The sequence below is a fragment of the Nocardia implantans genome, from assembly GCF_035544775.1.
Lineage (GTDB): Bacteria > Actinomycetota > Actinomycetes > Mycobacteriales > Mycobacteriaceae > Nocardia > Nocardia implantans.
The window spans coordinates 140,744-154,120 of record NZ_JAYKYQ010000012.1; the positions used below are offsets into that span (position 1 = coordinate 140,744).

Here is a 13,377-nt window from a genome sequence, read left to right on the forward strand (position 1 = left end):
GACATGTTATCAGTCGATGCATACTGTTCGGAATATTAGTTATCAGTCGATTACAACTAAGGCTGGAAATGACCGAGACACTCCCCTCCACCGCGCCTGCCGCCGTGCCGGAATCCCTCGGCGCGGGCAGGCTCGCCGCCGTGCTCGCGGCGGTCGGTATCCCGATGTTCATGGTCACGCTGGACAACCTGGTCGTGACCAACGCGCTGCCGGTGATCCGCACCGAGCTGGGCGCTTCGCTGGCCGACCTGCAATGGTTCGTCAACGCCTACACGCTGTCGTTCGCCTCTTTGCTGCTCACCGCCTCCGCCCTCGGTGACCGGCTCGGCAGGCGGCGGATCTTCCTGCTCGGCATCGCGGTGTTCACGCTGGCTTCCGCGGTCTGCGCGCTGGCGACCGGACCGGGCATGCTCATCGCGGCGCGGGCGGTACAGGGCTTCGGGGCCGCCGGCGTCATGCCGCTGTCGCTGACGCTGTTGTCGGCCGCGGTGCCGGAGAAGATGCGCAGCGCCGCCATCGGCATCTGGGGCGGGATCGCCGGCCTCGGCGTCGCGCTGGGCCCGCTCATCGGCGGCGCCGTCGTCGAGGGACTGAGCTGGCAGTGGATCTTCTGGGTCAACGTGCCGATCGGCCTGGTCGTGCTGCCGTTCACGCTGAGGGTGCTGACGGAGTCGTGGGGCGGCAGCAGGCGGGTCGACCTGCTGGGGCTGCTGCTGTCGGCGGGCGGCGTGCTCGCCGTGGTGTGGGGCGTGATCCACGGCGCCGAGGACGGCTGGACGTCTCCTGGCGTGCTGTCCGCGCTGGTCGGCGGCGCGGTGCTGCTCGGCTGCCTGATCGTCTGGGAGCTGCGCGCGCCGGAGCCGATGCTGCCGCTGCGTTTGTTCCGCTCCCGCGCGTTCCGGGTGAGCAACGTGACCGGCTTCACCTTCTCGATGGGCGTCTTCGGCTCGATCTTCCTGCTCGCCCAGTACTTCCAGATCGTGCAGGGCTACGGTCCGCTGCAATCCGGTATCCGCACCATGCCGTGGACGATGGCGCCGATGGTCGTCGCTCCGCTGGCGGGTCTGATCGTCGACAAGGTCGGCGCCCGTGCCTTGCTCACCACCGGGCAGATGGCGCTCGCCGTCGCGCTGGCCTGGATGGCCGCGGTCACCTCCGTCGACGCGAGTTATCTGTCGTTCGTGGGTCCGTTCGTGCTCGGCGGCATCGGCATGGGCCTGACCTTCGCGCCGAGCGCCACCGTGGTGATGGCCGCGGCCGCGGAGCAGGACCGCGCGATCGCCTCGGGAACCAACAACACCCTGCGGGAAATCGGTGTCGCCATGGGCGTCGCGGTGCTGGCGTCGGTGTTCGCGGCGCAGGGCTCCTACCTGGACCCGCAGAGCTATGTCGACGGACTGGTGCCCGCGGTGTGGGTCGGCGCCGCGATCGTCGCGGTCGGCGCACTGGTGTCGCGGTTGCTGCCAGCCCACGTCACCGCCGCGCGCTGACGGCCGAACTGTCGCGCGACGCCCGGCCGCAGGCTACCGCCCTGGCCGGGCGTTCCGGGGCAGCCGCCGGAACTGCTCGCTCCCGACCCGCCGCCTGCGAGGTGGTGGCGGTCTGTGCCGTTCGGGACGGGTGACGGTGCGGGACATCGTTCCCCGCCGGGGCCTGGCACGTCCGGGTGTGTGACAGCCGAGCTACCACACGGCTCGCGCGGCGCGGTGGGTAATCCGCGTGAATCCGTCAATGCCCATCGAATACGATTGCGACCAGCAGCAATGCGGGCAGGCGAGCAGCGGCGCCCGCGAATTGATCCCCAGGGGAGAGACGGAGCATCGTGGCCGACGACATCGACGCAGGCGAGCAGAACGCAGCGCTGACCGAGGAGGCACTGGCCGCGGCAGCGGCGGCCGCCGAGAAGGCGTTCGCCGCTGCCGCCGACCTGGATGCGCTCGCGGTCGCGAAAACCGAGCACCTCGGCGGCAAGGCGCCGCTGGCGCTGGCGCAACGCGCGCTGGGCAGCCTGCCCAAATCGGAGAAGGCCGACGCGGGCAAACGGGTCAACGTCGCCAGGTCCAGGGTGTCGGAGGCGTTCGAGTCCCGCCGCGCCGCCTTGCTGGCCGAGCGCGACGCCGCCGTGCTGGTCGCCGAGACCATCGACGTGACGCTGCCCGCGCGCAGGGCGGCCGTCGGCGCGCGGCATCCGATCACCGTCATCTCCGAGCAGATCGCCGACGTGTTCGTCGCCATGGGCTGGGAGGTCGCCGAAGGTCCCGAGGTGGAGACCGAGCACTTCAACTTCGACGCGCTCAACTTCCTGCCCGACCATCCGGCCCGCACCATGCAGGACACCTTCCACATCGCGCCGGAGGGCTCGCGCCAGGTGCTGCGCACGCACACCTCGCCGGTGCAGGTGCGCTCGATGCTGGAACGTGAGCTGCCGATCTATGTGGTCTGCCCCGGACGCACCTTCCGCACCGACGAACTGGACGCCACGCACACCCCGGTGTTCTCCCAGGTCGAGGGTCTGGCGGTGGACAAGGGCCTGACCATGGCGCATCTGCGCGGCACGCTGGACGCGTTCGCCCGCGCGCTGTTCGGGCCGCAGACCCGTACGCGCATGCGTCCCAACTACTTTCCGTTCACCGAGCCCTCCGCCGAGGTCGACGTGTGGTTCCCGGACAAGAAGGGCGGTGCGGGCTGGGTCGAATGGGGCGGCTGCGGCATGGTGAACCCGAAGGTGCTGATCGCCAGCGGGATCGATCCCGAGGTGTACAGCGGGTTCGCGTTCGGCATGGGCCTGGAGCGCACGCTGCAGTTCCGCAACGGCATCCCGGACATGCGCGACATCGTCGAGGGCGACGTGCGTTTCACGCTGCCCTTCGGCATCCGGTCCTGACCCCACCCTTCGATCGAGAGAGCGAAACGTCAAGTGCGAGTAGCGCAGTCCTGGCTGACCGACATCATCCAGCGCACCAACCCGGAGTGGTCGGTGACGCCGGAGGAGCTCGACGCGGGATTCGTCCGGGTCGGGCTGGAAGTCGAAGAGCTCGACAAGCTGGAGCGGATCACGGGCACGGAGGAGGGCGGCGCGCCGCTGGTGGTCGGCCGCGTCGCCGAGATCACCGAACTGACCGAGTTCAAGAAGCCGATCCGCTTCTGCAAGGTGGACATCGGCAAGCCCGAGTTGCAGGAGATCATCTGCGGCGCGCGGAATTTCCGGGTCGGTGACCTGGTGGTCGTGGTGTTGCCCGGCGGCGTGCTGCCCGGCGGATTCCGGATCACCTCGCGCAAGACCTACGGCCACGTCTCCAACGGGATGATCTGCTCGGTCGCCGAACTGGGCATCGGCAAGGACCATTCCGGCATCCTGGTGCTGGAACCGGGCACCGCGGAGCCGGGCGCGGACGCCAACGCGCTGCTCGGTCTGGACGACACGGTCGTCGAGCTGAACATCACGCCCGATCGCGGCTACTGCTTCTCGGTTCGCGGCCTGGCGCGCGAGCTGGCCTGCGGTTTCGATCTCGAGTACGCCGATCCGGCGGTGCGCACCCTGCCCGACCACGAGCAGCAAGCCTGGTCGATCCGGGTCGAGCCGGACTCCCGGTGCACCCGTTTCGCGGCACGGCGGGTCACCGGCGTAGACCCGAACGCGGTGAGTCCCTGGTGGTTGCAGCGCAGGCTGTTGCTGTCGGGCGTGCGCCCGATCTCGCCCGCGGTGGACGTCACCAACTACGTGATGCTGGAGCTGGGGCAGCCGCTGCACGCCTTCGACGCGAGCAAGGTCTCCGGTGGTCTGGTGGTCCGCTCCGCGCACCGAGGCGAGACGCTGCGCACCCTGGACGACGTGGAGCGCACGCTCGACGCCGAGGACGTGGTGATCGCCGACGATTCCGGCGTCATCTCGCTGGCCGGGGTGATGGGCGGCGCGAGCACCGAGGTCGGCGCGGAGAGCACCGACATCCTGCTCGAGGCGGCCACCTGGAACCCGTTGCTGATCTACCGCACCGCGCGCAGGCACAAGCTGGTGTCGGAGGCGGGTAAGCGGTACGAGCGGGTCGTCGATCCGGAGATCAACGTGGCCGCGCTCGATCGGGCGGCCACGCTGCTCGCCGAGATCGCCGGCGGCACGATCGAACCCGTGTTGACCGACATCCGCGTCCCGGTCCCGGCTCCCGAGCCCATCCGGATGGACATCGATCTGGCCGACCGCGTCGCGGGCGTCACCTACCCGACCGGGACATCGGCGCGCCGCCTGGCCCAGATCGGCTGCACGGTCGAGGTGGGCGTCAGCGAAGCCGGGCACGGTCAGCTGGTGGTGACCCCGCCGAGCTGGCGTCCCGACCTGGCCCAGCCCGCCGACCTGGTGGAGGAGGTGCTGCGGCTGGAGGGTCTCGAGCAGATCCCGTCCGTGCTGCCCACCGCGCCGGCCGGGCGCGGGCTCACGCCGACCCAGCGCCGTCGCCGCGCCGTCAGCCGCGCGCTGGCGTTCGCCGGGGCCGTGGAGGTCCCGCCGCCGGTGTTCCTGCCCGCCGGAGTGTTCGACACCTGGGGCCTGGACGCCGACGACCCGCGCCGCGCCACCACGAAGGTGCTGAACCCGCTCGACGTGGAACGTGCCGAGCTGGCCACCACCCTGCTGCCCGGCCTGCTGGAGGTGGCCGTCCGCAACATCTCGCGCGGCGCGCGTGACCTGGCGATCTACGGCATCGCGCAAGTCGTGCTGCCGGGGGCGAACACCAGGCCGGTCGATCCGCTGCCGGTGGACCGGCGTCCCACCGACGAGGAGATCGCCGAGCTGCTGGAATCACTGCCCGAGCAGCCGGTGCACGTGGCCGCCGTCCTGACCGGCCGCCGCGAGCCGCGCGGGCCGTGGGGGCCGGGTCGTCCGGCCGAAGCCGCCGACGCGTTCGCCCTCGCCGACGCCGTCGGTGACGCGGCCGGCGTGACCATCGAGCGCCGTCCGGCGGCTCATCTGCCCTGGCATCCCGGTCGCTGCGCCGAGCTGGTGGTGGACGGAACGGTCGTCGGCCACGCGGGTGAGTTGCATCCCGCCGTGCTGGAACGCTCCGGTCTGCCGCCGCGCACCTGTGTCGTCGAACTCGACTTGGACGCGCTGCCGCTGCGAGAATCCCGGCCGGTCCCGATCGTGTCGCCGTTCCCCGCGGTGCTCCAAGACGTCTCGGTGAGCGTCGAGAAGGCGATCCCGGCGGCCTCCGTCGAGTCCGCGCTGCGCACCGGCGGTGGCGAACTGCTGGAGGACATCGCGCTGTTCGACGTGTACGAGGGCGCTCAGGCGGGTGAGGGGCGCAAGTCGCTCACCTACGCCCTGCGTTTCCGGGCCACCGACCGGACGCTCACCGAGGACGAGGCCAGTGCCGCGCGCGACGCGGCGGTCGCGGCGGCGGCCGACGCGGTAGGCGCGGTGCTGCGGGGCTGACGTGCGACACCCGGCCCGTCCGATCCTCAACGCGCTGACCTATCTGCCGGAGCGGACAGTGCTGCAGACTCCGGCGGTACTCGGCATGGAGTACACCGACCTGTCGCTGCCCACCTCGGACGGTGAGACGGTGCACGCGTGGTGGATGCCTGCCCGCGATCCGGTCGGGCACATCCTGTTCGCGCACGGCAACGCGGGCAATCTCGGCGACCGGGTGCCGATCTTCGCGCTGCTCACCGAGGCCGGTTTCGACGTGCTGGCCTTCGACTACCGCGGATACGGGCGCAGCACCGGGAAACCGACCGAGCACGGTACCTACCTGGACGCGCGGGCGGCGCGCAGCGCGTTGCTGGCGCAACCCGGTGTCGATCCGAATCGCGTGCTGTACCTGGGCAAGTCCCTCGGCGGCGGTGTCGTGCTCGAACTGGCGCAGCACCATCCGCCTGCCGGAGTGATGCTGATGTCCACGTTCAGCGGCCTGCGGGACGCGGCGCGCTCGGTGTATCCGTTCCTGCCCGCGCCGCTGGTGCCGAACGCCTATCCGAACGAACGCCGCATTCGCGCGCTGCGCTCCCCGGTGCTGATCATGCACGGCGATCAGGACGAATTGCTGCCGCTGCGGCACGCGCGGCGGCTCTACGCCGCGGCGCGCGAGCCGAAACGGCTGGTCGTCTTCCCTGGTGCCGGGCACAACGATCTGATCGTCGTCGGCGGCTCGGCCTGGTACGACCTGGTGCGCGAGTGGGCGGGCGCGCGCGTGCGGTCGTGAACGGCCGGTGGCGGTCGAGCGTGCGTAGCCTGGCGGTATGAGCGACAACAGCGATATCGCGAGCCGGCTGGCCGGACTGTCCGACGCGGAGCTGGCCGGTGTGCTGCTGGCCGCCACCGCGGGGCGTCCCGGGTTCGCGGCGGTCCACGCGGCGCTGGTCGGCCTGCTGGAAACCGGCGATGCGGCAGGGGGCGGCGATGTGACTCCTACCACCCCACCCGGCGAGCCCGTGCTCGCACCGCCGACGCCGGATGCGTCGGGCCAGGTGGGCGGCAGTTCCACGGTACCGGCGGTACCGGTACCGCCGCCGGGTATGCCGGAGTCCGCCGGCGGCGGCGGATATTCGGCTTCCGGTGTTCCTACTTTCGAGTCAGTTCGCGATAAGGTCGAGCATCGCTACGGGGCCGCGCAGGGGATGGGCGAACTCGACCGGCAGACTCCGGCGGGCCGCAGCGTTGACGAACAATGGCAGGCACGTGAGCAGGCCGCGCGTGAGCGCCTGGACCGGATCCGGAAATCGTTGCACGGCAACGACCCCGACCCGCACCAGTCGTGATCCGCGCCGGGCGCGCCGGACGATGGGTGGAATTCGATGAGCGAGCCGCGTGAGATCGCCGAACGGTTACTGGACGCCCAGGTGGCGTTCTTGCTCGCCGAGGTGACCGGCGAGCGTTTCGCGGAGGTGGTCGCGCGCGACACCGAGGCGGTGCTCGGTGTCGCCGACACGCTCGTCCTCCGCGACGTCGTGGAGCTCGGGCAGGCCAAGCAGACCGTCCGCACCGTAGTCGAGTTGATCGGCGGCAGTCCGGTTTTCGCCGACATGGTCGGGGTGTTCGCCGACTCGATCTACGACCACATCGCCGCCAACAACGACTACACGCTCGGCGAGGTGGTCGAGCGCGAGCCGGTGGAGGCGCTGCTGGAGAAGATCTTCGGCATGCACCAGGCCCAGGAGCGCATCCTGGACCGGCTCACCGAGAGCCCGCTGGTGGCCACCGTCGCCTCGAAGTTCGTGGACAAGCTGATCAACGATTTCATGCAGGCCAACCGGGAGCGCGCGGAGAAGATCCCCGGTGTGTCCTCGCTGATGTCGTTGGGCCAGTCCGCGGCCAATCGCGCGAAGAAGGCCGCCGACGGCACGTTCGTCGGCGACCTTGCGGGCAAGGGGGCGCTGTTCGCGCTCAAGCGCACCAACAACGCCATCCGCGAGATGCTGCGCGACGCTCCGGTGCACGCCGCCGCGATGGAGTTCTGGGATCTGCACGCCGACGAACCGGTCAGCGGCCTGCGCGACTACCTCAGCCAGAAGGACCTCAACGAGCTGGTGCTGCTGTGCTACGAGATCGCCGTCACCACCAGGGAGAAGGAGTACTTCGGCCTGCTGCTCGACGAGTGCGTGGAGGTGTTCTTCACCAAGTACGGCGATTACACCGTGGCGGCCATGCTGCCCGAACTCGGCCTGACCGGCGACGACATCGTCAAGGAGATCCTGCGGTACGGACCGGCGGTCATCGAGGGCGCGAAGCGCGACGGCGTTCTCGCCGGGCTGATCCGCGAGCGCCTCGCACCCTTCTACACCTCCGACGAGGTGCTGGGCATCCTGGCTGGTAGCTGACCGCTACTTCGGCAGGGCCGGGACGATCGCCTGGCCGATGGTGGCGAGGCGATCGCAGGGGTTCTGGTCCGCGGTCTTGTTGACCAAGGTCAGTTGCAGCAGGCCCTGCCGGGCGGGGAACAGCACGTCGCACATCTGGTCTTTGGCGGCGTCGTCGACGCGGAACTGGCGTCCCGGCCGTCCGGCGATGGTGACGTCCTGGAAGTCGACATTGCCCGGCTTCCGCTCGAACTCGGCCACGGACATGCCGTTGGAGAACACGCCGAGGGTGAAGTCGGCGCCCTTCCATCCGCAGATCTCCCAGCCGGGCTGCTTCACACCGCCGACGCCGACCTGTTTGCTGGCCGGGTCGAGTCCGGCGCTCGTCAGCGCGGCGTCGGGGATGCCGGTGCAGGGATCGAAGAGCTGCGTGGCTGTGCTCGCGGCTTGCGTCGTGGTCGCCGCGGGCGAACCGCCGGACTCGTCGCCGCAGGCGGCCAATCCCAACGCGAGTGCGATCGTCAAGGGAACCAACGTAATTCGGTGCGCCATCCAGCCCTCTTGCCCTTCGGGTGTGTCGCGCCGGACTGTATCAGAGCCGGCCCGGGAGGTTTCGCGGCGGGCGAAGGCGGGTATGAGGCAACGGAACTGGGCTTCCGCTCGCGTGCTGCGGATGCCGGTTTTGTCATGCTCGTAACCCCTCGTTGCCAGTGTGTTTAGAAGTCCGCACAGTGTCCGTTTTGCCCGATTCTCGCGTTGACGAAGGGTGGGGCCTGTGACAGTTTCCCCTTGATTTCCGCGTGCTCGCTGCGGCGCAGGCGTGGCGGCTGATCGGAGGAGCAAGGGTGGAGCGGTCACCTGGACGACCGGAGAATTCCGGCGGCACACCGGCTGTCGCGCTCCGCACCCTCGACGGTGAACGCCAAGTGTCCGGCAGCGCGATAGTGCGTCCGCGAACCATCCGCGGGCAGCTGGCCCGCATCCTCGTGGTGTCGCTCGTTCTGGTACTCGCGTTGCTGGGCGGGATGGTGGCGAGCGAGCTGGACGCCTACCGGAAGAGCGAGAACACGGTGGCGGGGGTGGCGCTGGCGCTGACGGTGCAGGATCTGGTGCACGAGACACAGCGCGAGCGCGGCCTGACCAATGGTCTGCTCGGCGGCGACCAACGCCTGCGGCAGCCGGTGGACGATCAGCGCGGCGCGGTCGACCGCGCCATGCAGGCCCTGCGGCAGGCGGTGGCGGACGGACCGCCCGGCGCGGAGCGGGTGCGAGCCGCCACACGGCCGCTCACCGACCTGGACGCGACGAGGTCCAGGATCGACGAGCGCCGCACGTCCCGGCAGGCGGCGTTCCAGTACTACACCGACGCCATCGACGCGCTGAACCACCTGTTCCTCGGTCTCGACCAGGCCGCAGACCCGGTGGTCCGGCACGGGCTGCAAGCGCTGTACGCGCTGGGTGAGGCGAAGGAGCAGACGGCGCGCGAGCGCGGCTTCCTGAACGGCGTCTTCGCCGCCGACGCCTTCGGCCCTGGCGAGTACGTGCAGTTCCTCGACATCCGCGCGGCCAAGCTGGCCGGTCTGTCCGCGTTCGCCCGCGACGCGACCGGGGCACAGCAGGCGCGCCTGGACGCCGTGCTGGACGGCGCCGACGCGGTCGCGGCCGCTGAGGCGGAGAACATCGCGATCGCCTCCAGCGCCGGGCCGCTGGCGCGCCCGGTCGATCCGATCGCCTGGTGGGCACGGATGACCGCGGTCATCGACGAGCAGCGCACGGTGCAGCAGTCGGTCGGCGCCGACGTGCGGCAGCGCGCGGAAGTGTTGCTCCGCGCCGCCGCCGTGACCCTCGGCGCGTTCGTGCTGGCCGCGCTGGCGGCGATCGCGGTGGAGGTGGCTCTCGTCGTCGCCGCGGTGCGCGCGATCGTCCGGCCGCTGGCCACGCTGGCCGCGGATGCCGACGACGTGTCCGGTCGGCGGCTGCCCGAGGTGATCTCGGCCTGGCGCACCGGCGACGACACCCGGCCGCCGGACCCACCCGCCCCGGTGCGGACGCCGCACGGTGCGAGCGTCGAGATCGCGGCCGTGGCCCGCGCGCTGGATCGGGTGCAGTCCACCGCCTTCGACCTCGCGTCGGAGCAGGCGCTGGTGCGCCGCAACACCACCGAGTCGATGGTCAGCCTGGCTCGCCGCAATCAGAATCTCGTCCGCCGCCAGCTCGGCCTGATCAGCGAATTCGAGCGCGAGGAACTCGATCCCAAGGCGCTGTCGAACCTGTTCGAGCTCGACCATCTGGCCACCAGGATGCGCCGCAACGCCGAGAGCCTGCTCGTGCTGGTCGGCGAGGCGGGCCCGCGCCGCTGGGCCGAACCGATCCCGCTGAGCGACGTGATCCGCGCGGGGCTGTCCGAGGTCGACGACTACCGCAGGGTGGCGCTGCGGCGGATGGACGAGGTGCTCATCACCGGCGCGGCGGCCAGCGAGCTGGCCCACATGCTCGCGGAGTTGATCGAGAACGGGCTCGCGTTCTCGCCACCGGATGTCGAGGTGGAGATCTACGGCCGCGCCGGGCCGAACGGGTACCTGCTCGCGGTGGTCGACCACGGCGTCGGCATGCCCGCCGAGCACTTGGCCCAAGCCAACGCGCGGTTGCGCGGCGAGCAGGACTTCGTCGTCGCGCCCACCCGTCATCTCGGCCACTACGTGGTCGGCAGGCTCGCCGAGCGGCTCGGCATCGGCGTGGAACTCAGCGTCTCCCCGGTCAGCGGCATCGTCGCGCGCCTGACCCTGCCGCCCGGCATGCTCGACACCGAGCCGCAACTCCGCGACGAGTCCATCGGACAAGCCCCCTGCGGGCGGGCCACCGAATCCGCCTCCCGAACCGCCACGGAGCGCGATTCCGCTGCGATGGGTTCAAGTGCGCCGCGGCCCGGTACGGCCACCGCGGCCACCGCGGCCACCGCGTCGGCCACTGCGGCCACCGCGGCTGATGGGTCGATCGCCGGGGCTGATGGGTGGACCGCCGGGGCTGATGGGCGGACCACCGCGGCTGACGGGCCGATCGCCGGGGCTGATGGGCGGACCACCGGGGCTGATGGGCGGACCACCGGGGCTGACGGGCGGACCACCGCGGCTGACGGGCCGATCGCCGGGGCTGATGGGCCGATCGCCGGATCGGCGCCCTACACCCAGCTCGTCGTGTCGCGATCCGGGTCGGCGGCGAGCGCAGGACTCGTCGAATCCCGCCGCGCGGGAGGACGATCCGATCCAGCGCCGGACCAACCCGCGGCGCGGCACACCAAGAACGGCTTGGTGAAACGAAACAAGAAGGCCCGGGCAGCGTCGGCTCGCGTGCGGCCCGACGCGGAGCCCCGGCCGGAGCAGGCGCCCGTGGTCGAGCGCTCGCCCGAGGAGATCCGCGGCATGCTGTCCGCCTTCCGGGCGGGACATCAGCGCGGCGCGCCCGCACGACACGCCGCTCCCGCGCGGAACGACCGCGTCCACGCCGCCGCCGCGGCGTCCGAATTCCAGCCCGCGACCATGACAGAGGAGATCCGGTGACCACCCCCATATCGAGCGCCGACCCGCACACGTTCAATTGGATGCTGGCCAACTTCGTTCGCGCGACCGACGGTGTGCGCGAGGCGGTCGCGGTGTCCTCCGACGGCCTGCTCATCGCCATGTCCGACGGCTTGGACCGCGCCTCCGCCGACCGGCTCGCCGCGATGGTGTCCGGGCTGTCCGGGCTGGCCCGCAGCGCCTCGCGCAGTTACTCCTTCGACGGCCTGAAGCTGATCATGATCGAGATGAAACGCGGGTTCCTGCTGGTCTCCGCCATGGGGGACGGCAGCTGTCTGGGCGTGATCGCCGACAGCGGTTGCGACGTCGGCCTGGTCGGCTACGAGATGGCGGTGCTCGCCGAGCGCGCGGGCGCGCTGCTCGACCCCGCGCTCATCGCCGAACTGCGCGGGTCGCTGCGGCGATGAGACACGAGCCCGCTTTCGGAGCAGACCGTTTCGTGCGCCCCTTCGTGGTCACCGCCGGGCGCACCACACCGCTGCTGGACGGACTGCGCATCGAGACGATGGTGTGGGCCGATCCGGCCGCGCTGTCCGCGCCGCTGCGCTTCGAGCAGCGCACTCTCGTGCGGCTGTGCCAGCGGCCGCATTCCATCGCCGAGATCGGCGTCGCGCTCGGCGTCCCGATCGGCGTCGCCAAGGTCGTGGTCAGCGATCTCGCCGCCACCGGGTACGTCTCCGTGCGCTCCGCCGACCAGCTCACCGCCGCCGCCATCGAGAGGATCAGGGACCTTGTCCGGGCACTCTGACATGCGAACCCCGACCATGCCGTCCTCGGTGAAAATCGTGGTCAGCGGCGGTTTCGGGGTAGGGAAGACGACGTTCATCGGAGCCATCTCCGAAATCGAGCCGCTGGTGACCGAGGCGGCGATGACCGAGATGGCCGTCGGCGTGGACGACGCGGGACATCGGGTCGACAAGACGCAGACCACCGTCGCCCTGGATTTCGGGCGCATCACCCTGGACAGCTCGCTGCAGCTGTACCTGTTCGGCACGCCGGGCCAGGACCGTTTCGTCTTCCTGTGGGACGACTTGGTCGACGGTGCGCTCGGCGCGGTGATCGTGGTGGACACCGGCCGCGTCGACGACTGCTACCCGGTGCTGGACTACTTCGAAGGGCGCGGCACGCCTTTCGTCGTCGCGGTCAACCGCTTCGACGGCGGCACCCGCTTCGACCTCGCCGAGGTGCGCGAGGCGCTCGAACTCGACGACTGGATCCCGGTGCTGGAATGCGATGCCAGGCAACGTGATTCGGTCAAGGAGGTACTGGTCTCGCTGCTCGAACAGGTGCTGTCGCACCGAGCGGATCACCTCACGGCCCTGGACGCGGGCTGAGTCGTCGGCCGGTGCCGTGCCCTGGCGCGCACCCGCCGGAAGGCGCGCGCGCGTCACCTCGCCGGATGCGGCGTTCGTCGCCGACCCGCGCGACGGATGGCGGCAGTGCGCCGAGCGCCGATGAATTCGCCGCGCGCGCCTCGTCTGTACTGTCGCCCGGCCCTGACGAAGAAAAGGAGCATCATCATGAGCAACGGCGCGGACCTCGCCCTCACCCACATCGGCGTGCTGGTCGCCGACCAGGACAAGGCCCTGGAGTTCTACCGTGACGTCATCGGCCTCGAAGTGCGTGCGGACCTGCCGTTCGCCGGGGGCCGCTGGCTGACCGTCGGCCCGGCGAAGCAGCCCGGCATCGAGTTCATCCTGGAGACCCCCGAGATGGTGCCGGACGAGGCGGCCGGTGCCGCCGCGCGGGCGCGGCTGGCCAGCGGCGCGCAGGGCACGTTGATCTTCATCACCGATGCCGTCGACGCCACGTTCGCCCGGCTGCGCGACGCAGGCGTCGAGGTGACGCAGGAGCCGATCACGCAGCCGTACGGCGTCCGTGACTGCGGATTCCGCGACCCGTGGGGCAACCACCTGCGCTTCTCCGAACTGCCCGGCTGAGCCGGGCGCGGCCGGTGTGGGCCGCGTCGCATTCCCCGGCGGGCCGGAGGGCAATACTGTCTGATCATGGGTGA

12 protein-coding genes are annotated in these 13,377 nt (G+C 70.7%); 11 read left to right on the forward strand and 1 reads right to left on the reverse strand.

What is annotated here, in order from left to right:
- The first annotated feature begins 68 nt into the window (after nucleotides 1–68).
- The 6 genes from U3653_RS26555 (at nucleotide 69) to U3653_RS26580 (ending at nucleotide 7,809) form a co-directional block, all read left to right on the forward strand.
- The gene (locus tag U3653_RS26555) at nucleotides 69–1,490 is read left to right on the forward strand and encodes an MFS transporter (RefSeq protein WP_195082780.1); all 1,422 of its coding nucleotides are present in this window, start codon (nucleotides 69–71) and stop codon (nucleotides 1,488–1,490) included.
- A 332-nt stretch (nucleotides 1,491–1,822) separates the two neighbouring features.
- Nucleotides 1,823–2,884: a phenylalanine--tRNA ligase subunit alpha gene (gene pheS / locus U3653_RS26560; protein WP_067808284.1), complete on the forward strand. Its 1,062-nt coding sequence runs from the start codon at nucleotides 1,823–1,825 to the stop codon at nucleotides 2,882–2,884.
- Nucleotides 2,885–2,917: 33 nt separating this feature from the next.
- A complete protein-coding gene (gene pheT, locus U3653_RS26565; protein WP_195082781.1) occupies nucleotides 2,918–5,425 on the forward strand; it encodes a phenylalanine--tRNA ligase subunit beta in 2,508 nt (835 codons plus the stop codon).
- A 1-nt stretch (nucleotide 5,426) separates the two neighbouring features.
- On the forward strand, nucleotides 5,427–6,194 hold the full coding sequence (locus tag U3653_RS26570; RefSeq protein ID WP_195082782.1) for an alpha/beta hydrolase: 768 nt from the start codon (nucleotides 5,427–5,429) through the stop codon (nucleotides 6,192–6,194).
- 37 nt (nucleotides 6,195–6,231) lie between these two features.
- Nucleotides 6,232–6,750 (forward strand): PspA/IM30 family protein, encoded by a 519-nt coding sequence (locus U3653_RS26575; RefSeq protein ID WP_195082783.1) that lies wholly within the window; start codon nucleotides 6,232–6,234, stop codon nucleotides 6,748–6,750.
- A 36-nt stretch (nucleotides 6,751–6,786) separates the two neighbouring features.
- Nucleotides 6,787–7,809, forward strand: coding sequence for a hypothetical protein (locus tag U3653_RS26580; RefSeq protein ID WP_195082784.1), 1,023 nt, complete (start codon nucleotides 6,787–6,789; stop codon nucleotides 7,807–7,809).
- Nucleotides 7,810–7,812: 3 nt separating this feature from the next.
- Here U3653_RS26580 and U3653_RS26585 read toward each other — a convergent pair whose 3' ends face one another.
- Complete coding sequence (locus U3653_RS26585) at nucleotides 7,813–8,313, reverse strand: DUF3558 domain-containing protein (RefSeq protein ID WP_195082785.1); 501 nt, start codon at nucleotides 8,311–8,313, stop codon at nucleotides 7,813–7,815.
- A 320-nt stretch (nucleotides 8,314–8,633) separates the two neighbouring features.
- Between U3653_RS26585 and U3653_RS26590 the strand changes: the two genes are divergently transcribed.
- From U3653_RS26590 to U3653_RS26610, 5 genes are all read left to right on the forward strand, one after another.
- Nucleotides 8,634–11,345 (forward strand): sensor histidine kinase, encoded by a 2,712-nt coding sequence (locus U3653_RS26590; protein WP_323124483.1) that lies wholly within the window; start codon nucleotides 8,634–8,636, stop codon nucleotides 11,343–11,345.
- Nucleotides 11,342–11,770 carry a roadblock/LC7 domain-containing protein gene (locus tag U3653_RS26595; RefSeq protein WP_435406586.1) on the forward strand — a complete coding sequence of 143 codons (429 nt, stop codon included), beginning with the start codon at nucleotides 11,342–11,344 and terminating at the stop codon, nucleotides 11,768–11,770. Before U3653_RS26590 ends, U3653_RS26595 begins: the two co-directional genes overlap by 4 nt.
- Nucleotides 11,767–12,111: a DUF742 domain-containing protein gene (locus U3653_RS26600; RefSeq protein WP_195082786.1), complete on the forward strand. Its 345-nt coding sequence runs from the start codon at nucleotides 11,767–11,769 to the stop codon at nucleotides 12,109–12,111. Before U3653_RS26595 ends, U3653_RS26600 begins: the two co-directional genes overlap by 4 nt.
- A 16-nt stretch (nucleotides 12,112–12,127) precedes the next feature.
- A complete protein-coding gene (locus U3653_RS26605) occupies nucleotides 12,128–12,697 on the forward strand; it encodes a GTP-binding protein (protein ID WP_195082850.1) in 570 nt (189 codons plus the stop codon).
- A 186-nt stretch (nucleotides 12,698–12,883) separates the two neighbouring features.
- Nucleotides 12,884–13,303, forward strand: a complete 420-nt coding sequence (locus U3653_RS26610; protein ID WP_195082787.1) for a VOC family protein — start codon at nucleotides 12,884–12,886, stop codon at nucleotides 13,301–13,303.
- The last annotated feature ends 74 nt before the right edge of the window (nucleotides 13,304–13,377 follow it).

Coding starts and splice junctions, on each gene's coding strand:
- U3653_RS26605 (WP_195082850.1), top strand. CDS start 12,128: ATGCCGTCCTCGGTGAAAATCGTGGTCAGCGGCGGTTTCGGGGTAGGG.
- U3653_RS26610 (WP_195082787.1), top strand. CDS start 12,884: ATGAGCAACGGCGCGGACCTCGCCCTCACCCACATCGGCGTGCTGGTC.
- U3653_RS26575 (WP_195082783.1), top strand. CDS start 6,232: ATGAGCGACAACAGCGATATCGCGAGCCGGCTGGCCGGACTGTCCGAC.
- U3653_RS26555 (WP_195082780.1), top strand. CDS start 69: ATGACCGAGACACTCCCCTCCACCGCGCCTGCCGCCGTGCCGGAATCC.
- U3653_RS26600 (WP_195082786.1), top strand. CDS start 11,767: ATGAGACACGAGCCCGCTTTCGGAGCAGACCGTTTCGTGCGCCCCTTC.
- U3653_RS26580 (WP_195082784.1), top strand. CDS start 6,787: ATGAGCGAGCCGCGTGAGATCGCCGAACGGTTACTGGACGCCCAGGTG.